Raw genomic sequence first — 26,809 nt, 5'->3', positions numbered from 1 at the left:
CCGATCGGGCGACCGCGGAGGATCCCGCGGCGCGACGGGGAAAGCGAGGCGGCGTTGAGCATTCTGATCGACTTCGGGCGCGACACGGAGTTCTCGTTCGAGCGGCGGTTGCGCGGCTACGTGGGGGCGGTGGCGCGGGCCGTGGGGGTGGGCATGGAGTCCTGCACGCTCGACGCGGGCACGCCCGCCGCGGCCTACATCGCCCTCGACTGGCGCCTGTCCCGGTTCCCGGGCCACGACCTGGCCCTGGTCTGGGACGAAGCGCACGGCTGGGCGGCGGCGATCGAAGACGCCACGGGCGCGACGGTCCTGACCTATCTCGGTGGTGAGGTCTTCCCGGAACCCCGTGCGGTGGTCCGCTTCCTGGCGGCGGTCCGCGCGGACGACCCGGACGCGGGCACGCCGGAGGCCCCGGTCCTGCGCGAAGCCGGCGACCACGATCGGCTGCTGACGATCTTGCCGGGTGATGCCAGACTGGGGGCATGGGGGAGCTGACGGCGGAGGCCGTGGTCGACCGGATGGTGCCGAGCACGCCGCGGGTGTCGCCGGACGGCCGGTGGGTCGTGTTCGTGAGTGCGCCGGTGGGGCGTCCCGGAGAACATCCGGTGAGCGGGCTGTGGCTCGCGCCCGCGGACGGGAGCGAGCCGCCTCGGGAGTTCGCCGCCGCCGAGGCGGAGGACCGGGCGCCGCGGTGGTCGGCCGACTCCGCGTGGGTGTACTTCCTCTCGGACCGGGCCGAGCGCGGGACGGCGCAGCTTTACCGGGCCGGTCTGGAGAGCGAGCCGGAGCGGTTGACGGACCGGCGCACCGGCGTCGGTGACTACGTGCTGCTGCCGGACGACGGTGCGGTGGTGCTCGTCGCGCCGGAGGAGAAGGAAGCGACGGCCGATCCCCGGGTGCGCGTGGTGCGGCCGGGTGCGATCACCGAGGCACGCACCTGGGACACCGCCGACCCGCCCGACCGGCTCTGGTTGCTCGACCTGTCGACCCGCGCGGTCCGCTCTCTCGGCGACTTCGGCTCACGGCACGTCGTCGAAGCCGCCGCCCGGCCGGATGGCCGCACCATCGCCGTGCTCACCTGGTCCGTCGCCGATCGGGAGCCCGGGCTCTACGAGGCCGGCCTCCACCTCGTCGATCCCGCCACCGGTGCCCGGCAGGAGCTCGGCGTCCCGGCGCCGGAGGCCGAGGCACTGACCTGGTGGCGCGACGACGCCGGCTGGCGCCTGGCCTACCTCGGCATCACCCCGCCCGGCCTGATCGCCGGCCGCGCGATCTTCGACGCCGGTGACCACCGGAACCTCACCGCCGGGATGAGCGTCTGCCCGCTCGAACTCGCCAGGGCCGGCGACGGCCGGCTGCTGGCCCTGTTCGCCGAAGGTCTGGACACGACGATCCGGCGCGTCGACCCCGCCGCCGGCACCTGCACCGAGCTCGGCCGCGCGACCGGCAGCCTGCTGGACCTGAGTGCGAGCGGAGACGGCATCGCCGTCGTCGGGAGCAGCACCACCGAACCCGAGGCCGTCCACTGTGGACCGCCCGGCGGTCCGCTCACCCGGCTCGGCGAACCACCGGGGCGCGGGATCCGGTGGGGCACCCAGGAACGCCTGTCCTACCGCGCCGAAGACGGCCTGGAACTCGACGGCCTCCTCGTCCTCCCACCCGGCCGGACCCGCGCCGACGGGCCCTTCCCGCTCGTCACCCTGGTCCACGGCGGCCCGTACGACCGCTTCGCCGACCGGTTCCAGCTCGGCTGGTTCCGCAACGGCCAGTGGCTGGCCGCGGCCGGGTTCGCCGTGTTCCTCCCGAATCCCCGCGGCGGCCTCGGCCACGGTCACACCTTCGCGGCGAGCGTTGCCGGCGACGCCGGGGGCGCGGAGTTCACCGATCTCCTCACCGGGATCGACCTCCTCGTGCGGGAAGGCGTCGCCGACGAAGACCGGCTCGGGATCGGCGGCGGGAGCCACGGCGGGTTCATGGCCGCCTGGGCCGTCACGCAGACGAATCGCTTCAAGGCGGCGTTCGTCTACGCCGGCGTCATCGACTGGCCGTTGCTCGCCGCGACCGGGGAGTGCGGCCGGTACGACCTCGCCCTCGGTGGCAAGGAGAACAGCCCGATCACCTACGCGGACCGGATCGCGACCCCGGTCCTCATCGTGCACGGCGAAGACGACACGAACGTCCCGCTCTCGCAGGCGCAACTCCTGCACCACGCCCTCGGCGACCGCGAGCACGAGTTCGTGGTCTACCCCCGGGAGGGCCACTCGCTCCGCGAACGCGGCCACCAGCTCGACTTCCTGCACCGCACCCGCGCCTGGTTTTCGGATCGCCTCGGCTAGCTTGAACCCCGCCTTCCGGGGTCGACGGAGAACCCGTCGGCGCCGACGGTGCGGGCTGTCGGGCGAAAGGGGAATCCCGTGGACTCATCGGGCAGGGTCGTCGCGATCACCGGCGGCGGCACCGGCATCGGCGCCGCGGTCGCCCGCCGGTACGCGGGCGAGGGCGCCCGCGTGGCGGTGCTGGGACGGCGGCGCGAGCCCCTCGCGCAGGTGGCCGCGGAAACCGGGGCGCACGTCATCGCCTGCGACGCGAGCGTCCGGGAGGACGCCGAAGCCGCGATCGCGGAGATCACCGGCGAGTACGGGCGGCTGGACGTCGTCGTCGCCAACGCCGGCGGGCACGGCCTGGCGTCGGTCGCCGACACCGGCGACGACGAGTGGGAACTGGCGCTGCGCTCGAACCTCTCGAGCGCGTTCGTGTTCTGCCGGGCCGCGCTGCCCGCCCTGGTCGAGACCGGCGGGCAGGTCGTCGTGGTGTCGTCGCTGGCCAGGCTGTTCGCCGGGCCGAACGTCGCCGGCTACACCGTCGCCAAGCACGCGCTGATCGGCCTGACCCGCTCGATCGCGCGCGACTTCGGGCCGCGCGGGGTGCGGGCGAACGCGGTCTGCCCGGGCTGGGTCCGCACGCCGATGGCGGACGGCGAGATGGACCAGTTCGCCGCGGCGGCGGGCTTCACCGGCGGCCGCGAAGAGGGCTACCGCCGCGTGACGGCCGAGGTCCCGCTGCGGCGGCCGGCCGAGCCCGAGGAGATCGCGGCGATCGTGCGGTTCCTGGGGTCGGCGGAGTCGTCGTACATCACGGGCGCGGTCATCGTCGCCGACGGCGGCGCGCACGCGGTGGACCTGCCGACGCTGGCTTTCGAACGCGCGGGGGTGTGAAGCCGGGGCCGATCGGGCACCCCGCCGGTATGACCAGGACTCGCGTTTATCGCGACGGTGTGCTGCAAAAGGAAGACTTCCCCGTCGAGGACGTCTCGGAGTTCCTGGCCGAACCCGGCACCACGGTCTGGGTCGACCTCTGCGCGCCGACCGAGGCCGATCTGGCCCGGCTCGCCGGCGAACTGGGCCTGCACCGGCTCGCCGTCGAGGACGCGGTGGCCGAACACCAGCGGCCCAAGCTCGACCGCTACGAGGGCCACGCCTTCCTGGCCGCCTACGCGGTGCGGTTCGACGCCCGCACCGGCGTGCTCACGACCGCCGAGCTCGGCGCCTTCGTCACGCCGCGGGCGCTGGTCACCGTGCGCAAGGACGACGGCTTCGACATCGAACCGGTCGTGCGGGCCTGGGACCAGGCACCGGAGCTGGCGAAGTCCGGCGTGCCCTTCCTGGTGCACGGCCTGCTCGACCACGTCGTCGACGGGCAGTACGAGGCCGTGCAGGCGCTCGACGACGAGGTCGAAGCCCTGGAGGACCTGGTCTTCGCCGACCGGCCCGACTCCTCCGAACTGCAGCGCCGCTCGTTCCGGCTACGCAAGAGCCTCACCGCGCTGCGCCGGGTCGTGCTGCCCATGCGCGAGGTCATCAGCTCCCTGATGCGCCCGGACCTGCGGCTGGCCGACGAGCTGACCCGGCCGTACTTCGAGGACGTCCACGACCACGCCCGCCAGGCCGCCGAGCAGACCGAGGCCCTCCGTGAGCTGATCGCGACGGTCCGGGAGACCCAGCTGAACCTGCAGGGCAACCGGCTGAACCTGATCATGAAGAAGGTCACCGGCTGGGCCGCGGTGATCGCGGTGCCGACCGCGGTGACCGGGTTCTACGGCCAGAACGTGCCGTACCCGGGCAACGGCGCGCCGAGCGGCTTCTGGGCGTCGACAGTCGTGATCCTGGTGCTGTCGCTCGGGCTCTACGGGGTGTTCAAGAAAAAGGACTGGCTCTGACCGCCCGTTCCACAATGGAGTGTCCACACCGGACGCCGAAGCCGGGCACGGCGGAGCGCGGCGACCGCGGCTGGGCGCGGGTCACCGTCACCCGTGGCGGCGTTCAGCCGAACGGGTCAATGCGGCCGGATGGCCTGGGAGAGAAGGAAAGGCTTTCGAGCACCGCCTGGGGAGCGCGCGTGGACACGGGCGCGGCTGGTTGCTCAACCGTTGCCGTTCAGCATAGTGCAGCTGCACTATGCTGAGCCACCCGGTGTGCACGCAGCGGGACGGTGCCCAGGTGCCGGCCAACGAAGAAATGGGTGGCGAATGGGTGGGGCAATGGTCGAAGGGACGCGCCCGGGTGCCGGAGTCGCCGTCGCAGGCGTGGGCGAGGCGGGGGAGCAGGAGCTGCGCCGCCTGCTGGCCGGCCTGACCGCCGTCCGCGACGGCGACTTCGGCATCCGGCTGCCCGGCGGGGCCGACGGCCTGCTCGGCGAGATCGCCACCGTGTTCAACGGCATGGCCGACCAGCTCTCGCTGTTCACCTCCGAGGTCACCCGCGTCGCCCGCGAGGTCGGCAGCGAGGGCCAGCTCGGCGGGCAGGCGAAGGTCCCCGGCGTGTCCGGCACCTGGAAGGACCTCACCGACTCGGTGAACGCCATGGCGGGCAACCTGACCACCCAGGTGCGCGACATCGCCCAGGTGGCGACCGCGGTGGCGAAGGGCGACCTGTCGCAGAAGATCGACGTCGACGCCCGCGGTGAGATCCTCGAGCTGAAGGACACCGTCAACACGATGGTGGACCAGCTGTCGTCGTTCGCGGACGAGGTCACCCGGGTGGCGCGCGAGGTGGGCAGCGAAGGCCGCCTCGGCGGCCAGGCCCAGGTCCCCGGCGTCGGCGGCGTGTGGCGCGACCTCACCGATTCGGTGAACTTCATGGCCGGGAACCTCACCGACCAGGTCCGCAACATCGCCCAGGTGACGACGGCGGTCGCGAAGGGCGACCTGTCCCAGAAGATCACCGTCGACGCCCGCGGCGAGATCTTGGAGCTCAAGAACACCATCAACACGATGGTGGACCAGCTGTCGTCGTTCGCCGACGAGGTCACCCGCGTCGCGCGAGAAGTCGGCACCGAAGGCCGGCTGGGCGGCCAGGCGGACGTCAAGGGCGTCTCGGGCACCTGGCGCGACCTCACCGACTCGGTGAACTTCATGGCCGGCAACCTCACCGACCAGGTCCGCAACATCGCCCAGGTCGCCACCGCGGTGGCGAGCGGCGACCTCTCGCAGAAGATCAACGTCACCGCCCGCGGCGAGGTCCTGGAGCTCAAGGACACGCTGAACACGATGGTGGATCAGCTGTCCGCGTTCGCGGACGAGGTCACCCGGGTGGCGCGCGAGGTGGGCACCGAGGGCCGCCTCGGCGGGCAGGCGGACGTCAAGGGCGTCTCCGGCACCTGGAAGGACCTCACCGAGTCGGTCAACGTCATGGCGGACAACCTCACCGCGCAGGTCCGCTCGATCGCCCAGGTCACCACCGCGGTCGCCCGCGGCGACCTGTCCCAGAAGATCCGCGTCGACGCCCGCGGCGAGATCCTCGAGCTGAAGGACACCATCAACACGATGGTGGATCAGCTGTCCGCGTTCGCGGACGAGGTCACCCGAGTGGCGCGCGAGGTCGGCACCGAGGGCAACCTCGGCGGCCAGGCGACCGTCCGCGGCGTGTCCGGGACCTGGAAGAACCTCACCGACAACGTCAACGTGATGGCGTCCAACCTGACCGGCCAGGTCCGCTCGATCGCGCAGGTCGCCACGGCCGTCGCGCGCGGCGACCTCTCGGGCAAGATCACCGTCGAGGCCAAGGGCGAGGTCGCGGCCCTGGCCGACGTCATCAACACGATGGTCGACACGCTCTCGGCGTTCGCGGACGAGGTCACCCGCGTGGCCCGCGAGGTGGGCACCGAAGGCATGCTCGGCGGCCAGGCGCGGGTGCCGAACGTGGCCGGCACGTGGAAGGACCTCACCGACAACGTCAACTCGATGGCGAACAACCTCACCGGGCAGGTCCGCAACATCGCCCAGGTGACGACCGCCGTCGCCCAGGGCGACCTGACCCGCAAGATCGACGTCGACGCCCGCGGCGAGATCCTCGAGCTCAAGACCACGATCAACACGATGGTCGACCAGCTCTCGGCGTTCGCCGCGGAGGTCACGCGCGTGGCGCGCGAGGTCGGCAGCGAGGGCCGGCTCGGCGGCCAGGCCGAGGTCGAAGGCGTGTCGGGCACCTGGAAGCGGCTGACGGAGAACGTCAACGAACTGGCCGGGAACCTCACCCGGCAGGTCCGCGCGATCGCCGAGGTGACCAGCGCGGTCGCCGAGGGCGACCTGACCCGCTCGATCACCGTCGACGCCTCCGGCGAGGTCGCCGAGCTGAAGGACAACATCAACTCGATGGTGGAATCGCTGCGCGAAACCACGCGGGCGAACCAGGAGCAGGACTGGCTGAAGTCCAACCTGGCCACGATCACCGGGCTGATGCAGGGCCGGCGCGACCTCGCGGTCGTCGCGGCCGCGGTGATGGACGAGCTCGTCCCGCTGGTCAACGCCCAGTACGGCGCGTTCTACCTGGCCGACGACACCGCCGAGGTGCCCGAGCTGCGGCTGGTCGGCGCGTACGGCCACCCGGACGACGGGGACGGCCCGGCGGTGCGGTTCCGGGTCGGGCAGTCGCTGGTCGGGCAGGCCGCCCGCAGCCGCCGCGCGATCGCGGTCGACGACGTCCCGCCCGGCTACGCGACGATCTCCTCCGGGCTCGGCAGCACCGCGCCGGCCAGTCTGATCGTGCTGCCGATCGTGGTCGAGGACCAGGTGCTCGGCGTCATCGAGCTGGCTTCGGTGCACGGCTTCACGACGGTGCACCGCGCGTTCCTCGAGCTGCTGATGGAGCAGATCGGCGTCAACGTCAACAGCATCGTCGCCAACGCCCGCACCGACGAGCTGCTCGGCGAGTCGCAGCGGCTGACCGCGGAACTGCAGGCCCGCTCGGAGGAACTCCAGGCGCGGCAGGAGGAACTCCAGTCCTCCAACGCCGAACTGGAGGAGAAGGCGGCGCTGCTGGTCACGCAGAACCGCGACATCGAGACGAAGAACCTCGAGATCGAGCAGGCCCGCCAGGAGCTGGAGGCCCGCGCCCAGCAGCTGACGCTGGCGTCGAAGTACAAGTCGGAGTTCCTGGCCAACATGAGCCACGAGCTGCGGACCCCGCTCAACAGCCTGCTGATCCTCGCCCAGCTGCTCGCGCAGAACCCGACCCGCAACCTGACCGCCAAGCAGGTCGAGTACGCGGGCATCATCCACTCCGCGGGCTCGGACCTGCTGCAGCTGATCAACGACATCCTCGACCTGTCGAAGGTCGAGGCCGGGAAGATGGACGTCACCCCGGAGCAGGTGTCGCTGCGCCAGCTCATCGACTACGTCGAAGCGACGTTCCGGCCGATGACCTCCCAACGCAACCTGGACTTCCGGATCACCGTCGCGCCCGGCTCGCCGTCCGAGCTGCTCACCGACGACTCGCGGCTGCGGCAGGTGCTGCGCAACCTGCTGTCCAACGCGGTCAAGTTCACCGAGGTCGGCGGGATCGAGCTGCACATCGAGCCGGTGGACCCCGAGCGGCTGCCGCGGCCGCTGCGGGTGCACGGTCCGGCCGTCGCGTTCCGGGTCACCGACACCGGCATCGGGATCGCCGAGCACCAGCTCGAATCGATCTTCGGCGCGTTCCAGCAGGCCGACGGCACGACCAGCCGCAAGTACGGCGGCACCGGGCTCGGCCTGTCCATCAGCCGTGAGATCGCGCAGCTGCTCGGGGGCGTGATCACCGCCGAAAGCACGTTGGGCGAGGGCAGCACCTTCACCTTCGCGCTGCCGGTCGCGCGCCCGGACTTCGTGCCGCTGCCCGCCGGCGAGCACCCCGGCACCGCCGTTGTGACGACCCAGCCCGGTGCGCCCGTCCCGGCGTCGGGCCCGCGGGCCTACCGGCGGCTGCTGGTCGTCGAGGAACGCCAGCACGGGCTGCTGACGCTCGTCGCCGAAAGCGCGGCGGCGGACCTGGCCGACAGCCGGGACATCGGCCTGTCGCCCGCGGACGTCGAAGTCGTGACGGCGGTCGGCACCCAGGAGGCGGCCGCCGCGCTCGCCACCGACGCCTACCACTGCGTGGTGCTCGACCTGGACCTGCCGGACCGGGCCGCGTTCACCTTCCTCGACGCGATGCAGGGCGACAGCGCGCTGCGGCTGGTCCCGGTGCTCGCCCACAACAGCAGGCGGCTCGACGGCGAGCTCGAGCAGCTGGTGCAGTCCCGCGCGGACGTGCCGTCCCTGGAGGTGCTGTCCGGGCTCGACGAGCTGCGCGAGCGGATCGCGCTGCACCTGTCGGCCGAAGAGCCCGGCGCGGTGCTGCCGCTGGTGCGCCCGGACGAGCCGGCCGCGCCGGTGCGGGCCGCCGACGTCGACACCACGCTGGCCGGGCGCACGGTGCTGATCGTCGACGACGATCCGCGCAACGTCTACGCGTTGACCGGGATCCTGGAGCTGCACGGCATGCAGGTGCTGCACGCCGAGGACGGCCGCAAGGGCGTCGAGACGGTCGCGGCGCACCCCGGCATCGACCTGATCCTGATGGACGTGATGATGCCGGAGATGGACGGCTACACCGCGACCGCCAAGATCCGCGCGATGCCGGAACACGCGGACATCCCGATCGTGGCGGTCACGGCGAAGGCGATGCCGGGCGACCGGGAGAAGAGCCTCGCCTCGGGCGCGACCGACTACGTCACGAAACCGGTGGATGCGGACGACCTGATCACCCGCATCAAGCGGCACGTGACCGCGTGATCGGCGACGACCGGTTGCCCGCCGAAGACCAGACCGTACTGCCCTCGCCGGCCGAGGTGTCGGCCAACCTCGCCCGGCTCGCCGACACCGTGGCCCGCCTGCGCGGCGAGGTCGACCACGCGCACGCCGTCGCCGACGGCCGCGGGCTGATCGAGCTGGCCAAGGGCGTCCTGATGGAACGTCTGCACTGCACGCCGTCGGACGCCGCGAAGCAGCTGGAGAGCCTCGCCGAGCGCTCCGGGATGACGCCGCTGGAGTTCGCCGCGGACGTCGTCGGCGAGGCGGCCGAGGACCGCATCAGCGAGGTGACGCAGGAATTCCTGGCCCGGGCCGAGGGCGAGGAGTCGGTCGCGGTGCGGCTGCGGACGGCCGAGAGCGGCGTGCTCGCGGCGGGGGACACCCAGCGCGTCGCGGAGTCCATTTTGGAGCACGCGCTGCGGCCGCTCGGCGCCACCGCCGTCGCGGTGTGGCTCGCCGGGCCGGACGGATCGCTGACCCTGGCCGGTTCGGCCGGGTTCTCCGCCGAAGAGGCGGCGCGCTGGTGCTATGTCCCGCCGGGGGTGGCCACGCCCGCCCGCAGCGCGCTGATCGAGCGCGACACCGCCTGGTTCCCGACGCTCGCCGGCGGCGGCCTGCCGTCGATCGGGCAGCACACGCTATCCGGCGGTGGCCGGGTGACGGTGCCGACCGGCACCGGCGGGCGGATCGTCGGCGTCGTCGAGATGTGCTGGCCGGAGCCGCTGCCCGCCGAACCCGGGCGCCAGCGCCGTCAGCTGGAGGCGCTGGCCGAGCTGTGCGCGCACACCCTCGACACGTGGGACGGCGTGGTCGCGCCGGTGGCCGGCGGCGACTTCCTCGGCGAGCTGGTCGACTTCATCGACGGCCTGCACGACCCGGCCGTGCTGCTCTCGCCGTGCGTCGACGGCGGCGACCGGCTCAGCGACTTCCGCATCCACCACGCCAACGTCCGGTTCGCCGACCCGGGCGGGCGGCCGCGCAGCCGGATCGTCGGCACCCGGCTGCTGGAGTCGTACCCGCTCGCCGCCGAAGAGAGCGGGCTGCTCGACAAGATCCAGCGCGTCTACGCCACCGGGGAGCCGTTCCGCGCCGAGAGCATGGCGGTGACGACGCTGGTGGACCAGGTGCCGCTGACCGTGCTCGCCGACGTCAGCGTCACCCGCTTCGCCGGGAACGTGCTGCTGATCCTGCGCATCCAGGACGACGCGGCGAAGCTCGCCGTGCTGCTGCAGCACGCCCAGCGGCTCGGGCGCATCGGCGGCTTCGAGGAGAACGTCGTCACGGGGGCGATCACCTGGAACATCGAGCTGTTCTCGTTGTACGGCCTGCCACCCAACGCCGCGCCGCTTTCGCTGCACGAGCTGGCCGCGCACGCGCACTCCGACGACGCGCCGGCGATCGGCCGGTTCCTGCGGGCGGTGCTGCACCACAAGCGGCCGTCGTCGACGGCGTTCCGGTTGCAGCGCTCCGACGGCGTGGCCCGGCACATCCGGGTGGTCGCCGAGCCGGTCGTCGACGGCCGTGGCGAGCTGGTCGCGGTCCGCGGCGCCTACCAGGACGTGTCGTCGCAGCACTGGACCGAGGTGGCACTGGCCGCGACGCGGGACAGGCTGGCCGAGACCGAGCAGCAGGCGATGGAACGCAACCGGCTGGCGCTGCAGCTGCAGCACGCGATCATGCCGCCGGCCAAGGGCCCGATCGACATGCCGGGCCTCCGGGCGGCGGTCCGGTACCGGCCGGCGGAGAAGGAGCACCTGGTCGGCGGCGACTGGTACGACGCGGTCGCGTTGCCGACGGGCGAGGTCCTGCTGTGCGTCGGCGACGTCGCCGGCCACGGCATCGACGCGGCGACCGGGATGGTGAGCCTCCGCAACGCCCTGCGCGGCCTCGCGGCGACCGGCGCCGGGCCGGCCCAGCTGCTGACGTGGCTGAACCTGGTGGCCTACCACCTGACCGACCACGTCACGGCGACGGCGGTGACGGCGGTCTACGACCCGGCGCACCGCAAGCTGCGCTGGGCCCGGGCGGGCCACCTGCCCCCGATCGTCCGCCACCGCGACGGCACGGCGACGACGTTGCCCCTGATCCGCGGCTCCCTGCTGGGCGCGGTCCGCGACGTGACGTACGAGGAGGACGAGCTCCAGCTGGCGGAGGGCGACATCCTGCTGATCTACACGGACGGCCTGATCGAGCGCCGCGACCGCCCGGTCCAGGATTCGGTGTCCCGCCTGGTCACCCTGGTCGACGGCCACGACGGCGGCCTCGAACACCAGCTGGACACCCTCCTCACCTACAGCACGGCGGACACGGACGACGACACCTGCGTGGTCGGCATCGAGGTCACCACCGCCTGACCCGTGTCGCCCCTCCCAACACACGTGATGCCCCTCCAGTCACGCGTGATGCCCCGCTGATCACGGGTGATGCCCCTTCCCGTCACGGGCAAGGCTCCTCGCCCGGCGGCGGCCGGTGGACCGAGACGGGCTTCGGCCGTGCTCTGCGGGGCATCACGCGTGATCGAGCGGGCATCTCGCGTGACTGGGAGGGCATCACGTGTGATGGGGAAGATGACCCGGCGGGCCGTCAGGGGTTGATGGCGAGGACGAGGAAGCCGGCCAGCAGGACCAGGTGCACGCCGCCCTGGAGGCGGGTCGCGCGGCCCGGGACCACCGTCAGGACGCTGACCACCACCGTCAGCGCGAGCAGGACGATCTGCGTCGAACCCAGGCCGAGCAGGAGCTGGCCCGGCAGCCACACCGACGCCAGCGCGATCGCCGGGATCGTCAGGCCGATGCTCGCGATCGCCGAGCCGTACGCCAGGTTGAGGCTGATCTGCATCCGGTCGCGCTGGGCCGCGCGGACCGCCGCCAGGGTTTCCGGCAGCAGCACCAGCAGCGCGATCACCACGCCCACGAACGACTGCGGGAACCCGGCCGCCCGCACCCCGGCTTCGATCGCCGGCGACTCGACCTTCGCCAGCCCGACCACCGCGACCAGCGCCACGAGCAGCAACGCGAGACTGCCCAGCGCCGCGCGGTTCGACGGCGGCTCGGCGTGGTCGTCCTCCTTGACCGCGCCGTCGGCCGCCACCGGGAGGAAGAAGTCGCGGTGGCGCACCGTCTGCGTCAGCACGAACGTCCCGTACAGCACGAGGGACGCCAGCGCGGCGAACGTCAGCTGGGTGGGGGAGAAGGCCGGCCCGGGCGTGCTCGAAGTGAACGCCGGCAGCACCAGGCTCAGCGTGGCCAGGGTCGCGACCGTCGCCAGCGCGGCCCCGCTGCCTTCGGAGTTGAACAGCGTCGAGCCGTAGCGGCGGGCGCCGACGAGCAGCGAGATGCCGACGATGCCGTTCGTCGTGATCATGACGGCGGCGAACACCGTGTCCCGCGCGAGCGATCCGGCCTCCGGGCCGCCGGACACCATCATCGTGACGATCAGCGCGACCTCGATGACCGTGACGGCCACCGCGAGCACCAGCGAGCCGAACGGTTCCCCCACCCGGTGGGCGACGACCTCCGCGTGGTGCACCGCGGCCAGCACGGTCGCCCCCAGCGCGACGGCGACGACGGCCACGAAGACCGGGCCGAGGTCACGGCCCCAGGTGAGCGCCAGCACGAGCACACCGAGCACCGGGGTGACGGAGGTCCAGGACAGCAGGAAGGATCTCAGCGCGGCGACCATGCCTCCACCCTGGCACACCACCGGTCACGGCGCGTGCTCATGCCGGTATTCTCACATTTCCGGCACAGTCCGATGTGGACGGTCGAACGCGGCGGGCACGGTGGCGAGGACGTGCCGGCGGAAGGTTTCGCTGGGAGGCGGGAGGTTCCGCCCGGCCGTCCAGGCGAGACCGATGTCGCGGGCAGCGTCCACATCGGTCAGTTCCAGGTGGGGCGCCGGAAACGCCGCCGTGTGCGGCAACGGCAGCACGGACACGCCGAGCCCGGCGGTGACGAGCCCGCGCAGCGTCTCGACTTCGTCCCCTTCGAACCCCACCTGCGGGACGAACCCGGCTTCGCCGCACAGCCGCTCGGTCGTTTCGCGCAGCGCGTAACCGGGCCGCAGGAGGATGAACGTCTCGTCCGCGACGTCGGCGAGGCGGACCCGCCGTCGCCCGGCGAGCCGGTGGGCCGGCGGCACGGCCAGCCGCAGCGGCTCGACGAGCAGGCGGGACCAGCGCAGCTGGGGGTGCCGGGGGTCGCCGCTGGTGATCACGAGGTCCGCGGTGCCGTCGAGGAGTTCCGCCTCGAGCCCGGCCTCGCCGTGCTGGCGCAGTTCGAACCGGGTGCCGGGGTGCTCGCGCAGGAAGCCGGTGAGCACGGCGGGCACCAGCCAGGTGCCGAACGTGTGCAGGAACGCCAGCGGGACGACCCCGGTGTCCGGCGCGACGAGCTCACCGACTTCGCGCAGGCCCTGGTCGAGCTGGTCGAGGACGAGGTCGACGTGCCGCTTGAACGCGTGCCCGGCCGGCGTCAGCCGCAGCACGCGCCCGGACCGGCGGAACAGTTCGGCCCCGGTGTCGTGCTCGAGCCGCCGGAGGGCTCGCGACAGCGCGGGCTGGGTGAGGTGCGCCCGCGCGGCGGTCTCCGTGACGGTGGCGCCGGCCGCGACCTCGCGGAACAGCCGGAGCGTCTGGACGTCCATGCCTCCAGTGTATGGATTTTCAGCCAATCAGGCATTGGACGCATCGATCATCGCGGTTCACGCTGGAGGTATGGCTACCGTGGCAGAACAACTGGTCAGGACCCTGCGCGACGCCGGGGTCGAGCGCATCTACGGCATCGTCGGGGACAGCCTGAACCCCATCGTCGACGCGGTCCGCCGCACCGACGGCATCGAGTGGGTGCACGTCCGCCACGAGGAGACCGCCGCTTTCGCCGCGGCGGCCGAGGCGCAGGTCACCGGCAAGCTCGCCGTCTGCGCGGGCAGCTGCGGGCCGGGCAACCTGCACCTGATCAACGGCCTGTTCGACGCCCATCGCTCGGGTGCGCCGGTGCTGGCGATCGCCTCGCACATCCCTTCGAACCAGATCGGCACCGGCTTCTTCCAGGAGACGCACCCGGACCGGCTCTTCGCGGAGTGCAGCCACTTCAGCGAGGTCGTGGCGGACCCGGCGCAGCTCCCGCGCCTGCTGCGGATCGCGACGCAGGCCGCCGTCGGCAAGGGCGGCGTCGCGGTGCTGACGATCCCGGGCGACCTCGCCGACCGCAAGGCCACCGGCCCGCTCACCGAACGGCTTCCGCTGGTGCCGCCGTCGCCCGCCGTGCCTTCGACGGAAGTCGTGCAGGAGCTGGCGGACCTGCTGAACTCCGGCGAGAAGGTGATGCTGTTCGCCGGCGCGGGCGTCCGCGGCGCGCACGACGAGGTCATGGCGCTGGCGGAGAAGCTCGCCGCGCCGGTCGGGCACTCGCTCGGCGGCAAGGAGTGGATCCAGTACGACAACCCGTTCGACGTCGGCATGAGCGGCCTGCTCGGTTACGGCGCCTGCTACGACGCGATGCACGAGGCCGACCGGATCGTGTTGCTGGGCACGGATTTCCCGTACGACAACTTCCTCCCGCAGGCGCGCACGATCCAGGTGGACCACGACGCTTCGCGCCTCGGCCGCCGCACGCCGCTGGACCTGGCCGTGCACGGCGACGTGCGCGAGACACTGCGCGCCCTGCTGCCGCTGCTGCGGCCCCGCACCGATCGCGCGTTCCTGGACCGGATGCTGCGCGAGCACGTGCGGAAGCTGGAGAAGGTCGTCGGCGCGTACACGACGAAGATCGAGCACCGCCGCCCGATCCACCCGGAGTACGTCGCTTCGGTGCTCGACGAGGTGGCCGCCGACGACGCGGTGTTCACCGTCGACACCGGCATGGGCAACGTCTGGGCCGCGCGCTACCTGACGCCGAACGGCCGCCGCCGGGTGCTGGGTTCGTTCCGGCACGGCAGCATGGCGAACGCGCTGCCGCACGCGATCGGCGCCCAGCTGTCCCAGCCGGGCCGCCAGGTGGTGTCGCTCTCGGGCGACGGCGGGCTCGCGATGCTGATGGGCGACCTGCTGACACTGCCGGCGTACGACGTGCCGGTGAAGGTCGTGGTGTTCAACAACGCCACGCTGGGCATGGTGAAGCTGGAGATGCTGGTCGACGGCCTCCCGGACTTCGGCACCGACCACGCCCCGGTGAACTTCGCGGCGATCGCCGCGGCCTGCGGGGTGTTTTCCGAGCGCGTCGAGGACCCGGACGACGTGCGCGGCGCGCTGGAGAAGGCGTTCGCGCACCCCGGCCCGGCGGTGGTCGAGGTGGTGACGGACCCGAACGCGCTGTCGATCCCGCCGCGCATCACCGGTGAGATGGTGCGCGGGTTCGCGCTGGGGGCGACGAAGACGGTGCTCAACGGCGGCGTCGGCAAGATGGTCGACCTGGCGCGGGCCAACCTGCGCAACACCCCACGGCCGTAGCCTGCGGTTTCCGGACGGGCGGGTGCGGTCCATTGTGGACCGCGCCCGCCTTGTTCGTAGGGTTCGGCTACGCACGGTGGTGATCGACCACTCGTTCGGCTGCTGGGGGAGGGGTGGGGTCGCCTCTTACCTTCGAGTGAGTGCTCGCCGTAGGCGTCGTGGGAGGTGTGACCGGCGTGCTCGTGGCCCTCCAGCGAACCGGCGAAGACCGGCCGCTCCCACCGGCGGCGGTGCATCTGGTGGGGGTGCTGCGATCGTGGGGCCCGGGCCCGCAGCACCTCACGGGGCTGGCGCTCGCGGGCATCACGCTGCAGAGCCGGCTGGGGCCGCGGCGGGTGGACGCGCTGGTGTTCACGCGCACGGGCGTGGTGGTGATCGCGGCCCACGAGCCCGGCCCGGCGGAGTGGCCGGGCCCGGGCGACCGGACCGGCGCCGCGGTGGCGGCGGCGAGGGGAGCACTGGCCGGCCACGAAGGCGGCCGGCACGTGACGGGCCTGGTCGCGGTGGTCCCACCGGCGCAATCGCGGGGGAACGGCAGTCCCGCGGCCGAGCCGGGGCTGCGGTTGGGCGAGTGGGCGGCGGTCCGGCAGGCGAGTGAGCCGGAAGCGGCCGGGCCGGTGCCGGGCTCGGGGGTGATGGAGCCGGGCGCGGCCGAATCCGCGCCCGGCCCGCGGGCGGGTGAGCCGGGGGCCGCCCGGCGTGAGGCGGGACCCAAGCCGGGTTCCTGGGCGGGTGAGCCGGGGGCGGTCCGGCACGAGGCCGAATCCGCGCCGGGACCCCGGGCAAACGGGGCGAAGAGCGAGCCCGGCCGCGAGATGGCCTCGCCGGCCGGCCAAGCCGCGGCGCAGCAACCCGGCCCACCGGCCCTCCACTGGCCCGACCCGCACCCGGTGCCCGGCGTCGCCGTCGTTCTCGCCGATTCGCGTGGCCTGCGGCGGATCATCGCCCAGCACAACCGGTGGCGGACCGTCTGGTCGGCCGACGACGTCCTCGACGCCTGCTACGCCCTCTCCCTCGCGCACCTCGCCCCGCCCCGGGCCGCCCTCATCGCCGAGGGGTTCCCGGCGCGGCTTCCGGTGCTCGACCGGCTGCCCGAACTGCCCGCCGTCATCCCGCTGGTCCCGGAACCGGCGCCGCCGGTGGCCGAAGACGAGCCCGTTGCGTGGACTCCGTCGGCGCGCGGGGCCGTCTTCCCGCGGCAGCGGCCGATCCGGCAGATCCCCTGGGTCCTGCTCTTCGTGCTCACCCTGCTCGTCGCGGCCGGGGTGGTGGCCGCCGTGTTCGTCGGGCAGGTCTTCCACGGCTCTTGACCCGTTCGGTTCGCTTCAACTAGGCCATCTGCACCGTTTCCCGCCCGCGTTCGCTGGGCACCTCCCGGTCGACGTGAAAGGGGTTCACGATGCCGCGCACCCGAGCGCTTGTCCTTCTCGCCGTTCTCGCCGGTTCCTCCCTCACCGGGTGCAAGCTCGCCGACGAGCTGGCGTCCGGTGCCGGGGCCGGACCCGTGACCCAGGCACCCGGAACCGTCGCCGCCCCGCCGATCGCGCCCGCGGAGGCGCGGACCGAGCTCGCGGCCCTGCAGATCGCCGTGCGCGGCACCATGGACGGCTACAGCCGCGACGAATTCCCGCACTGGGACAAGGTCGACGCGAACTGCGACGTCCGCGAAGAGGTGCTCAAGCGCGACGGCAAGGACGTCCAGACCGACGACCGGTGCGCCGCCAAGTCCGGCACCTGGGTCAGCCCCTACGACGGCGAAACCTGGCACAAGGCCTCCGACCTGGACATCGACCACGTGGTCCCGCTCGGACAGGCCTGGATCAGCGGCGCGAAGAGCTGGACGCGGGAACGGCGTGAGCAGTTCGCGAACGACCTCGTCCGCCCGCAGCTGAAGGCCGTCACCGACAACCTCAACGAGCAGAAGAGCGACAAGGCCCCGGACGCGTGGAAGCCGCCGCTCGTGTCGTACTGGTGCGTCTACGCCACCGACTGGATCGTCGTGAAGCACGACTACGGCCTGACGATCACCGTCCCGGAGAAGAGCGCGCTGGAGACCATGCTGGACCACTGCTAGAACGAGCGGGCCCCGCCACCGCCTGGTCCGCATAGGACCGTCCGAACAGGACGGTGTGCACCAGCAGCGGGAACAGCTGGTGCAGCCCGATCCGGTCGCGCCAGCCCTCCGCCAGCGGCGCCGCCTCGTCGTAGGCGGCGACGACGCGGTCGAGGTGCGGGCAGCCGAACAGGTGCAGCATGGCCAGGTCCGTCTCGCGGTGCCCGCCGTGGGCGGCCGGGTCGATCAGCCACACTTCGTGCCCGTCCCACAGGACGTTGCCGTTCCACAGGTCGCCGTGCAGCCGCGCGGGCGGTTCGGCCGACGCCGGGATCCGGGCGCAGGCCCGCTCGAACAACGCCGCTTCGGACGGGCCGAACGTCCCGGCGTCCACCGCCAGCCGGACGTAGGGCAGCACGCGGTCGGCCGCGTACCAGGACGCCCAGTCGTCCGCCGGGACGTTGGCCATCGGCGCCCGGCCGATCCACGCGTCCGCAGGTCCCTCCGGCGGCGGTGCGCCGAACGCCGGCGCGCCCGCGGCGTGCACCCCGGCCAGCCCGCGGCCGAAGCGTTCCGCCGCCGCGGCCGAGGGGCGTCCGGTGGGGACACGGTCGATGACCAGCCGGTCCCGGTCGTGGCTGCGGACGGCCGGCACCCGGACCGTGCCCGCCGCGGCCAGCCAGCGCAGCCCCGCCACTTCGGCCGCCGTCGCGCCGGGAGCGTGGCCGCGCTTGACCACCACCTCGCGGCCGTCTCCGGACTGGGTCATGTCCGGCACGGTACCGGCGCGCTACGGTGGTCGCCGGAGACAGGGGGACACGACGGTGGCGGTGCAGGTCAAGAAGTTCGAACAGCTGCTCGGGACGCTGGCGGAGGTCCAGCGTTCGGAAGCGCGCGAGTACTCGTCGTTCAGCGTGCGCGGCAAGCGGTTCGGCTACTTCTGGCCGCGGACCCGGACGGTCGGGCTCAAGCAGACCGTCTCCGAACAGCTGGCGCTGGTCTCGGAACGCCCGGACGTGTTCGAGGTGCAGTTCACCGCGGGCGGGTTCGGCTGGGTCGTCGTCTACCTCGACGGCATCGACGCCGACGAACTCGCCGAGCTCCTCTACGAGGCGTGGCGGCTCTCCGCCCCGGAGGACCTGGTCGCGGAGGTGCCCTTCACCAGGATCGCCCGCGCGTAGAGCAGGTCGAACCCTTGCCGCTGCGCGTTCTGGTGCGACTTCGACCCCGGCTGCGTGGTGACGACGGCGAGGTCGCACCCGGCCTCGGCGGCCGCCGCGAGCCGGGCCCGCAGCAGTGCGGTCTGGACGCCCCGGCGCCGATGGGCGGGCAGCGTCGCCGCGCCGCTGAACTGCGCGATCCCGTCGGTGACCCGGAAGCTCGCGCCGCCGGCGAACTCACCGTCGCGCGTCGCCAGGTACCGCCGGACCCCGGCCATGTCCCGCAAGGCGTTCACGAGCAGGTCGCGGGGGAAGTCCTCGTGCGAGGGCAGGCCCTGCTCGTCGGCCACGGCGGACGCTTCGGCCACCGCGGACAGCCAGGTCTCCAGCTCCTCGTCCCGGCAGACGCGGACGCCGGCCGGGAACTCGCCGTCACCGACCCGCCGGCCGAGCACGTTTTCGTACGACTCGAGCCGGTAGCCACGCGCGGTCAGGAACGCCCCCACCGCCGAGTCGGCGAGCTGCGAAAGCTCGACCTGCACCGGCGCGCCCAGTTCGGCGAAGGCTTCTTCGACCTCCTCGAGGCCTTCGGGCAAGCCCGCGAAGCCCAGACCGGCGATCTTGTTGAACGGCGAGCCCGCCTCGGCGAAGGTAGCGACACCGCCGGCAAGCGGGCGGGTGAAGCCGGTCCCGAGCCGCGCCCGGGCCGCACGGCAGCAGTCGGCGAGGAACTGCACCTCCGCGCGTTCGATGCGCTCGGCCAACCCGACGTCGCAAAACAGCCGTTCCCCGTCCACGCCCCCACACTGGCGGACGCGGACGGGGAACTCCAACCGGTTTTCAGCCCTCCACGCGGTGCGAGGCCCAGAACGACGTCAGGTCGGTCGACCCGGCGGCCGCCTGCGCCGCGGCCTTGAACTCGGCCGTGGTCGACACGCCGTACCAGTGCGACTGCGCGTACGACTTCAGCAGGTTCGCCATCGCCGTGTCGCCGATCAGCCGCCGCAGGTCGTGCAGGGTGCACTTGCCGTAGTTGTAGACCACCGTCGAGTACCGCGACGAATGCGCGTCCCAATAGGCCATCGAGTTGGTCAGCTTCTCCGCGCTCGACTGCCAGGTGATGCCGCAGCCGCTGCCGGTGATGCCGCGGTAGAGGTCCGTGGCGTAGTCGGTGAAGCTCTCGTCCAGCCAGGGGGAGGTGTACTCGTCGTCACCGACGATCCCGTAGAACCACTGGTGGGCGATCTCGTGCGGCAGCGCCACGTTCGACACGAGGTCGAGCACGAAGCCGGGGTACTCCATGCCGCCGAACCAGAAGTTGTTGTCCAGCACCACGTCCAGCTCGCCGTACGGGTAGTCGCCGAACCGCCCGGCGTGCACGTCGACGGAGTCGGCGCCCAGCGTCAGCATCGAGTTCGCGCTGCTGGTGGAGATCCCGCTGACCGAGTACACGTTGACCCGCACGCCCTTGCCGGACGTCGTGCTGATCTTCGCGAACGGCCCCGCGGCCCACGCGAAGTCGCGCACCTTGGCAGCCACGGCGTGCGTGGTGGTCGTGCTGCCGCTGGTCGTCTCGGTCGAGGTGCCGGTGGCCGGCGTGAGCAGCGACGCCGGGTGCACCAGCGTGACGTCGAAGTCGCTGATCACCGTGTAGAACGACTCGCCGTTGTTGGTGTACGGGTCGAGGTGCCAGCCCGCGCCGTCGCGGACGGCCAGCACCGGCAGCGCATTGCCGATCATGTTGTACGCGCCGTCGTGGCCGAACCGGTCGGCGCCGCTGGGCACGACGATCTTCAGGTCGAACCCGACGGTCGCCGACTGGCCCTGTGCCAGGGGCGCGGGCAGCGTGATCTTCAGTGCCGTGCAGTCGACGCTCAGCGCGGACGGCGTGCCGCCGGTGACGTTGGTGACCGTGATCGGCGTCGTGGGGCAGGAACCGTGGTAGTTGTCCCAGAGCCGCAGGTACACCTCGGGCAGCGCGGTCGCCGAGCCGTTGGTGAAGCTGACGCTCTGGTGCCCGGTCCAGGTGTCGCCCGCGGTGTTCGAGGTCAGGTTCACCGTGTAGGCGGGGTTGACCGGCGTGCGCGTGGAGTCCGAAGGGGCGGCCGAGATCGTCCACGTGAAGGTGGCGCTGCCGCGGTTGCCGCCCGGGTCCTGCGCCGTCACGGTCACCGAGGACGTGCCCGCGGTGGTCGGCGTGCCGGTGATCTTGCCCGTGCCCGCGCCGATCGTGAGACCGGCGGGCAGGCCGGCGGCGCTGTAGGTGAGCGCGTCGCCCTGCGGGTCGCTCGCCTGGATCTGCAGCGACACGGCCTGGCCGACGGCACCGGTCTGGGCACCCGGCGAGGTGACGACCGGCGACTGCGCGGTCCCGGCGGTGGTCAGCGAGAAGTCGTCGAGCACGAAGTTGGTGGCCAGGCTGGAATCCTCGGTGCCGGTGATCTTCAGCGTCACCGTCTGGCCGAGGTAGCGGGAGACGTCCACGGTGCGCTGGGCGTAGCCGGTGTTCTTGTCGAGGTTGGAGTAGCTGGCCAGCGTGTCCGAACCGGCCTGGACCACCAGCTTGTCGTACTTCGTGCTGGTGGTCGTCTCCTTGGTGTCGATGTGCTGCCACCACGAGAGCGTCGCCGACGCGCAGCCGGCGGGGAGCGTCAGCGACTGGGAGAGGGTGTCGGTGTGCGTGCCGCCGGTGCCGTCGAGCCGGGCGAGCATCGTCCCGCCGTGCGCGGGCTGCGCCGTGGTGGCGGCGGTGATGACGCCGGTGGTCTGGGTCCACGGCGTGGTGCCGATTTCGAACCCGCCGTTGCCGACGATCTGGTCACCGCAGGCCGCGGCGGCCTGGGCCGGTGCGGCGACGGCGACGGTGCCCAGCAGGCCGATGGCCACGCCGAGCACGGCAGGAAGCACCCTCGATCTCATGGAGGTCGTCCTTTCCCGGCTCCGCCCGTGGGAGCCAGGAGAAGCGTCCCCTTCGGTCCGGATGGGCGGAACCCGCCAAGAGTCGGGTTCCGGCGGGCCGGTGCGCCCCTTTCGTCGTGTATGCGCGGCAACGTCCGGGTGTACGGATCTTGTACACCGCCTTGCGAGCTTGGGGGCATCCGACAGGGAGGAAGACATGGCCCCCAGATTCAAGGCGCTCACCGTGGCCCTCGGCGCGCTGCTCGCGCTGGCCGGCAGCGGCGTCGCGCACGCCGCGGTGACCGCCGACGCCCCCGGGATGGAAGCGATCTTCAACAACCCGCCCGAGAACGGCGACCGCGACCACTCGATCGAAACGCGGCTGGTCGAGCTGACCAACGGCACCCCGGCCGGTGCGGAGATCCACATCTCGCTCTTCAGCTGGACCCGGCCGGTGCTCGCCGAGGCGGTCAAGGCGGCGCAGGCCCGCGGCGTCAAGGTGCGGATCGCGCTCGACGGCGCGGCGGACGACGACCCCGCCAACACCGCGATGCCGATCCTCAAGTCCGCGGGGCTCACCCAGCTGGTCTTCTGCGGCACCGGCGGCGACAACACCGGGTGCATCGCCCACGACGGCAGCCCGCACTCGATCAACCACGACAAGCTGTGGATGTTCTCCGAGACCGAGGGCAAGAAGGACGTCGTCGTCATCGGCTCGTACAACCTGACCACCGTGCAGGGCAACATGTTCAACAACGCCCTGCTCACCCACGGCGACCCCGACCTGTACGCCTTCTACCTCGGGCACATGCAGAAGATGCTGGCGCAGAAGAAGAACAACGACTACTTCGACACCGCCGGCTACCACAAGACGCTGACCACCATGGTCACCAGCTACCTCTCGCCGCGCGCCGACTCCCGCGGCGGCACGTCCGAGGAGTTCGCCACCGACACGTGGGCGCAGCTGCTGAAGTACATCACCAAGTACGAAGCCGGTTGCTCGCTCAACGTCGTGCAGGCCAACATCGCCGACTCGCGCACCCCGGTCGTCGACGAGCTGGCCCGGATCGCGAAGCTGGGCTGCAAGGTCCGGATCGTCTACGACGACATGGGCACCGCGGCGCTGGCCGCGCTCAAGGGCAAGGCGAACATCACGCTCAAGAAGTTCAGCACCACCGTGAACGACCGCGAGATCACCGTGCACTCGAAGTACATGCTCTACACGGGCAACTACAGCGAGAAGGCCGGCCGTCAGCTCGTCTTCACCGGCTCGCACAACATCTCCGGCGCGGCCCTGCGCGACAACGACGAAATCCTGATCAAGGTGGAGAACGCGGCGATCAGCGCGGCTTACCAGGACAACTTCAGCACCATCCTGGCCCGCGCCAAGTGCTCGGCCCCGGCCACCTGCTGAGTGGTCTCCCGCGGCCGGTCGTGAGTGGTAATTCGGGTTCTAACCCGAATTACCACTCACGACGGCCGCGGCAGACCGCTTACTTGCCCTGGAACTCCGGCTTGCGCTTGCCGACGAAGGCCTCGACGGCCTCGGTGTGGTCGGCGGTCGCGCCGAGCGCGGTCTGGGCGGCGTCTTCGGCGTCGAGGGCTTCCTCGAACGTCGACTGCGCGGCCAGGTTGAGCACGCCCTTGATCTTCGTGTAGGCGACCGTCGGGCCGGCCGCGAGCTTCGCCGCCACCTGCTGGGCGCGGGCGGCGAGCTCCTCGTCGGGCACGACCTCGCCGACCAGGCCGAGCCGCAGCGCCTCGGCGGCGTCGACGGTCCGGGCCAGCAGCATCAGCTCGGCGGCGCGGCCGTAGCCGACCAGCCGCTGCAGCGTCCAGGACGCGCCCGAGTCCGGGCCGAGCCCGACGTTGGCGAAGGCCATCAGGAACGACGACGACTCGGCGGCGATCCGCAGGTCGCTGGCGTAGGCGAAGGCGGCCCCGGCCCCGGCGGCGGTGCCGTTGACCGCCGCGATCACCGGCTTCTCCATCGACACGATCGCCTTGACGATCGGGTTGTAGTGCTCCTTCACCGTGTGTAGCGGGGCGGGGTCACCCGCTTGCAGCAGCCCCACGTGTTCCTTCAGGTCCTGCCCGGCGCAGAACGCCTTGCCCGAACCGGTCAGCACGACCGCGCGGACTCCCTCGTCGCCCGCTGCCTCGCGCAGCGCCGCGAGCAGTGCTTCCTTCAGCTCCACGGTCAGCGAGTTGTACGCCTGCGGCCGGTTGAGGGTGAGGGTGCGCACCCCGTCGGCGTCGGCGGTCAACAGGACGTCGGATGTGGTCACGTCTTCTCCTTGCGCGGAAAACTTCGGTCGGCCGAGAGTCTTTCACCTCGCGCGGGCCGCATACCAGCACCGATACGGCGGCAAAAGATCGGTCCGCTGATGCGCCCGGCCGCTGATGAGGGACAATGGACAGCAGACCCGGCTGGCTTTCACGCGAGCGCGACCCGGGCGCGCCGGTTGAGACGGAGGGAGCACGCTATGGCGGCCATGAAGCCCCGGACCGGAGATGGTCCCCTCGAAGTGACTAAGGAGGGGCGGGGCCTCGTGATGCGCGTACCGCTCGAGGGTGGTGGGCGACTCGTCGTCGAACTCTCCGCGGAAGAAGCGAAGGACCTCGGCGCCGCTTTGGCGGAGGTCACCGGCTGAGCCGTCCTTCCCGATCCGTCCTTCCGTCGCACCCCGGTCTCCCTTCGGAGGCCGGGGTCGCGGTTCCTCTGCGCCCGAAGGTTGCTCACTGTGCGTAATCCGCTACCGCCCGTTCCGGCTACTCTGCTCGACATCGAGGTCGCGGGGGAGCTCCGCCGCGGCGTCCCGACGGCCCGGCTGGTGGCCGCGCCCGACAGTGATCCCAGCAACGATGACGTCGAGCCCCTGGAGATCGAGGGCGTCCGGATCAGCGGCAAGGCGGGCGACGTGCAGACGGTGCCCGGCGACGGGCCCCGCTGGATCGCGGGACTGGGCGGCGGCGAGCCGAAGGAGTACCGCAAGACCGGCGCGGCGCTGATCCGCGCGGTGAACGCGGCGCTGGCCGAGGACGTCCGGAACGGCGGCAAGGCGTTCCGCTCGGTGCAGCTGGAGCTGCCCGAAGAGGCGTCGGCCGAGCACGTCACCGACCTCGCACTGGGCTTGCTGCTGGGCGGCTACCGGTACAAGGTGACCGGCGAGGACCCGTCGCCGTCCGTGCGGACGCTGCGGCTCGTGGGGGACGTCTCCGCACTGTCTTCGTCGGTCGAGAGGGCTTCCGCGCTGGCGGCGGCGACGGCGCTGACGCGCGACCTCGCGAACACGCCGTCCAACGTGAAGACCCCGGCGTGGCTGGCCGACACCGCGGCCCGCGTGGCGGGCCCCCGCGTCGAGGTGACGGTGCGGGACGAGAAGTGGCTCGCGGCGGAGGGCTTCGGCGGCGTCCTGGCCGTCGGCGGCGGTTCCGCCCGGCCGCCGCGGCTGATCGAGATGGCGTACAAGCCGTCGGGGGCCTCGACACACCTGCTCCTGGTGGGCAAGGGCATCACGTTCGACACGGGCGGCCTGTCGATCAAGCCGGCCGACGGGATGCACCTGATGCGCACGGACATGGCGGGCGGCGCAGCGGTGATCGCGGCGATCCGCGCCGTCGCGGCCCTGGGGCTGCCGGTGCGGGTGACGGCGCTGGTCCCGTGCGCGGAGAACCACGTGTCGGGGTCGTCGTACCGCCCGGGCGACATCGTCCGGCACTACGGCGGCAAGACGACCGAGGTGGGCAACACGGACGCGGAGGGCCGGATGGTCCTGGCGGACGCGCTGGTCTACGGCATCAAGCGGTTCACCCCGGACTACGTGGTCGACGCGGCGACGCTGACGGGCGCGATGAAGGTCTCGCTGGGCCTGCGCACGGGCGGGCTGTTCGCCTCGGACGACTCGCTGGCTTCGCGGGTGTCCGAAGCGGGCGCGCGGGTGGGCGAGGCGTGGTGGCGGATGCCGTTGGTGGAGGACTACGCGGACAACGTCCGAGGCGAGTTCGGCGACGTACGGCAGACGCCGGGCGGCCCGGGCGGGATCACGGCGGCGTTGTTCTTGCGGGAGTTCACCTCGGGCCTGCCGTGGGCGCACCTGGACATCGCGGGGCCGGCCCGGTCGGAGAAGAACTACGACGAGGTGGTGGCGGGGGCGACGGGGTTCGCGGCGCGGACGCTGGTCGAGCTCGCGGCTTCACTGGCCTGACGGCTCGCGAGGACGTGGTCGCGGAACCCCGTGACCGCCGGCGTCATCGGCTCCTCCGCCCGCCACACGAGCCCGATCGTCCGGAACGGCGGCGGGGACAGCGGCACTTCCGCCACCCCCGCCGGCGTGCCCGGCCCGAACCGCGGCAGCAGCGCCACGCCCAGCCCCGCCGCCACCAGGCCGCGCACGGTGTCCGACTCCTGGCCCTCGAACGCGATCCGCGGCGTGAACCCGGCCGCCGCGCAGAGCTCGTCCGTCAGCGTCCGGACGCCGTAGCCCTGCTCGAGCAGCACGAACTCCTCGTCGGCCAGCTCCGCCACCCGCACTTCGCGGCGCCCCGCCAGCCGGTGGCCCGCCGGCACCGAAAGCAGGATCTCTTCGTCCACCAGGCCCGCGCAGGCCAGCGCCGGGACGTCCGGCAGCGGTGCCACCAGCGCCAGGTCCAGCTCGCCGCCCGCCAGCCGGTCGACCATGTCCTGCCGCGAGCCCTGCACCAGCGTGAACCGCACGCCCGGGTGGCGCGCCCGGTACCCACGCAGCAGCGAAGGCACCAGCGACCGCCCGAGCAGGTGCAGGAACCCCAGCACGACGTGCCCGGACTCCGGCGACACCTCCTCGCGCGCCAGCCGGGCGCCGGTGTCGAGCGCCGCCAGCCCGCGTTCGGCCGCCTCGGCCAGCAGTTCCGCCGCGCGGGTCAGCCGGATGCCGCGGCCGTCCGGGACCGTCAGCGGCGCGCCCAGCGCGTCCGCCAGCGCCGCGAGCCGCCGGCTCACGGTCGGCTGCGGCACGCCCAGCAGCTCGGCCGCGCGTGTGACGTTCCTCGTGTCCCGGAGGGCGACGAGCAACGGCAGGTGGGGCGCGACCTGCGCGGACAGCGAGTCATACGTCACCGCATCGATTCTGCCAGCTGGCTGCATTGGACGTATTGATTAGGGC

Annotated in this window: 20 protein-coding genes; 13 read left to right on the top strand and 7 right to left on the bottom strand. The window is 72.3% G+C overall.

Features of this window, described 5'->3' with window-relative positions:
* Positions 1-54: 54 nt before the first annotated feature.
* The 6 genes from ACWED2_RS03310 to ACWED2_RS03285 all read left to right on the top strand — a co-directional run bounded on the left by ACWED2_RS03310 (position 55) and on the right by ACWED2_RS03285 (position 11,460).
* Positions 55-495, top strand: coding sequence for a DUF6292 family protein (locus tag ACWED2_RS03310; RefSeq protein ID WP_449688808.1), 441 nt, complete (start codon positions 55-57; stop codon positions 493-495).
* Entirely contained in the window at positions 483-2,336 is a 1,854-nt protein-coding gene (locus ACWED2_RS03305) for a S9 family peptidase (RefSeq protein ID WP_449688807.1), read from the top strand. Before ACWED2_RS03310 ends, ACWED2_RS03305 begins: the two co-directional genes overlap by 13 nt.
* Before the next feature lie 78 nt (positions 2,337-2,414).
* Positions 2,415-3,215 (top strand): SDR family NAD(P)-dependent oxidoreductase, encoded by an 801-nt coding sequence (locus ACWED2_RS03300; protein ID WP_449688806.1) that lies wholly within the window; start codon positions 2,415-2,417, stop codon positions 3,213-3,215.
* Positions 3,216-3,244: 29 nt separating this feature from the next.
* Positions 3,245-4,216 carry a magnesium transporter CorA family protein gene (locus ACWED2_RS03295; protein WP_449688805.1) on the top strand — a complete coding sequence of 324 codons (972 nt, stop codon included), beginning with the start codon at positions 3,245-3,247 and terminating at the stop codon, positions 4,214-4,216.
* A 321-nt stretch (positions 4,217-4,537) separates the two neighbouring features.
* Positions 4,538-9,088 (top strand): HAMP domain-containing protein, encoded by a 4,551-nt coding sequence (locus ACWED2_RS03290; protein WP_449688804.1) that lies wholly within the window; start codon positions 4,538-4,540, stop codon positions 9,086-9,088.
* The gene (locus ACWED2_RS03285; RefSeq protein WP_449688803.1) at positions 9,085-11,460 is read left to right on the top strand and encodes a SpoIIE family protein phosphatase; all 2,376 of its coding nucleotides are present in this window, start codon (positions 9,085-9,087) and stop codon (positions 11,458-11,460) included. The genes ACWED2_RS03290 and ACWED2_RS03285 overlap by 4 nt, the downstream gene beginning before the upstream one ends.
* Positions 11,461-11,689: 229 nt before the next feature.
* On the opposite strand, the gene ACWED2_RS03280 is transcribed toward ACWED2_RS03285, so the two are convergent.
* The gene (locus tag ACWED2_RS03280; protein WP_449688802.1) at positions 11,690-12,787 is read right to left on the bottom strand and encodes a calcium:proton antiporter; all 1,098 of its coding nucleotides are present in this window, start codon (positions 12,785-12,787) and stop codon (positions 11,690-11,692) included.
* 51 nt (positions 12,788-12,838) lie between these two features.
* Positions 12,839-13,750, bottom strand: a complete 912-nt coding sequence (locus ACWED2_RS03275) for a LysR family transcriptional regulator (RefSeq protein WP_449688801.1) — start codon at positions 13,748-13,750, stop codon at positions 12,839-12,841.
* 70 nt (positions 13,751-13,820) lie between these two features.
* Here ACWED2_RS03275 and ACWED2_RS03270 point away from each other — a divergent pair, with 70 nt between their 5' ends.
* The 3 genes from ACWED2_RS03270 to ACWED2_RS03260 all read left to right on the top strand — a co-directional run bounded on the left by ACWED2_RS03270 (position 13,821) and on the right by ACWED2_RS03260 (position 17,628).
* Positions 13,821-15,554: a pyruvate dehydrogenase gene (locus tag ACWED2_RS03270; RefSeq protein ID WP_449688800.1), complete on the top strand. Its 1,734-nt coding sequence runs from the start codon at positions 13,821-13,823 to the stop codon at positions 15,552-15,554.
* A 140-nt stretch (positions 15,555-15,694) separates the two neighbouring features.
* A complete protein-coding gene (locus tag ACWED2_RS03265) occupies positions 15,695-16,864 on the top strand; it encodes a hypothetical protein (protein WP_449688799.1) in 1,170 nt (389 codons plus the stop codon).
* Between the two features lie 89 nt (positions 16,865-16,953).
* The gene (locus ACWED2_RS03260) at positions 16,954-17,628 is read left to right on the top strand and encodes an HNH endonuclease family protein (protein ID WP_449688798.1); all 675 of its coding nucleotides are present in this window, start codon (positions 16,954-16,956) and stop codon (positions 17,626-17,628) included.
* Here ACWED2_RS03260 and ACWED2_RS03255 read toward each other — a convergent pair.
* Positions 17,579-18,376 (bottom strand): fructosamine kinase family protein, encoded by a 798-nt coding sequence (locus ACWED2_RS03255; RefSeq protein ID WP_449688797.1) that lies wholly within the window; start codon positions 18,374-18,376, stop codon positions 17,579-17,581. The two genes, ACWED2_RS03260 and ACWED2_RS03255, sit on opposite strands and share 50 nt — an antisense overlap.
* Between ACWED2_RS03255 and ACWED2_RS03250 the strand changes: the two genes are divergently transcribed.
* Entirely contained in the window at positions 18,375-18,788 is a 414-nt protein-coding gene (locus ACWED2_RS03250; RefSeq protein ID WP_449688796.1) for an MmcQ/YjbR family DNA-binding protein, read from the top strand. The genes ACWED2_RS03255 and ACWED2_RS03250 overlap by 2 nt on opposite strands.
* Here the strand turns inward: ACWED2_RS03250 and ACWED2_RS03245 are convergent.
* Both ACWED2_RS03245 and ACWED2_RS03240 read right to left on the bottom strand, forming a co-directional pair.
* Positions 18,713-19,564, bottom strand: coding sequence for a GNAT family N-acetyltransferase (locus tag ACWED2_RS03245; RefSeq protein WP_449688795.1), 852 nt, complete (start codon positions 19,562-19,564; stop codon positions 18,713-18,715). The two genes, ACWED2_RS03250 and ACWED2_RS03245, sit on opposite strands and share 76 nt — an antisense overlap.
* A 43-nt stretch (positions 19,565-19,607) precedes the next feature.
* Complete coding sequence (locus ACWED2_RS03240) at positions 19,608-21,674, bottom strand: putative Ig domain-containing protein (RefSeq protein ID WP_449688998.1); 2,067 nt, start codon at positions 21,672-21,674, stop codon at positions 19,608-19,610.
* 208 nt (positions 21,675-21,882) lie between these two features.
* Here ACWED2_RS03240 and ACWED2_RS03235 point away from each other — a divergent pair, with 208 nt between their 5' ends.
* Positions 21,883-23,079 carry a phospholipase D-like domain-containing protein gene (locus ACWED2_RS03235; protein WP_449688794.1) on the top strand — a complete coding sequence of 399 codons (1,197 nt, stop codon included), beginning with the start codon at positions 21,883-21,885 and terminating at the stop codon, positions 23,077-23,079.
* A gap of 79 nt (positions 23,080-23,158) precedes the next feature.
* Here ACWED2_RS03235 and ACWED2_RS03230 read toward each other — a convergent pair whose 3' ends face one another.
* Positions 23,159-23,953, bottom strand: a complete 795-nt coding sequence (locus ACWED2_RS03230; protein ID WP_449688793.1) for an enoyl-CoA hydratase-related protein — start codon at positions 23,951-23,953, stop codon at positions 23,159-23,161.
* 198 nt (positions 23,954-24,151) lie between these two features.
* Between ACWED2_RS03230 and ACWED2_RS03225 the strand changes: the two genes are divergently transcribed.
* Together ACWED2_RS03225 and ACWED2_RS03220 are read left to right on the top strand one after the other, a co-directional pair.
* Entirely contained in the window at positions 24,152-24,319 is a 168-nt protein-coding gene (locus tag ACWED2_RS03225; RefSeq protein WP_013222969.1) for a DUF3117 domain-containing protein, read from the top strand.
* Positions 24,320-24,409: 90 nt separating this feature from the next.
* Positions 24,410-25,873 carry a leucyl aminopeptidase family protein gene (locus ACWED2_RS03220; RefSeq protein WP_449688792.1) on the top strand — a complete coding sequence of 488 codons (1,464 nt, stop codon included), beginning with the start codon at positions 24,410-24,412 and terminating at the stop codon, positions 25,871-25,873.
* Here the strand turns inward: ACWED2_RS03220 and ACWED2_RS03215 are convergent.
* Positions 25,798-26,763, bottom strand: a complete 966-nt coding sequence (locus ACWED2_RS03215; RefSeq protein ID WP_449688791.1) for a LysR family transcriptional regulator — start codon at positions 26,761-26,763, stop codon at positions 25,798-25,800. The genes ACWED2_RS03220 and ACWED2_RS03215 overlap by 76 nt on opposite strands.
* Positions 26,764-26,809 lie beyond the last annotated feature (46 nt).

Source organism: Amycolatopsis sp. NPDC005003, from assembly GCF_053600695.1.
Note: the sequence above shows the minus strand (reverse complement) of the source record. Positions and strands in the feature narration are given on the sequence as shown.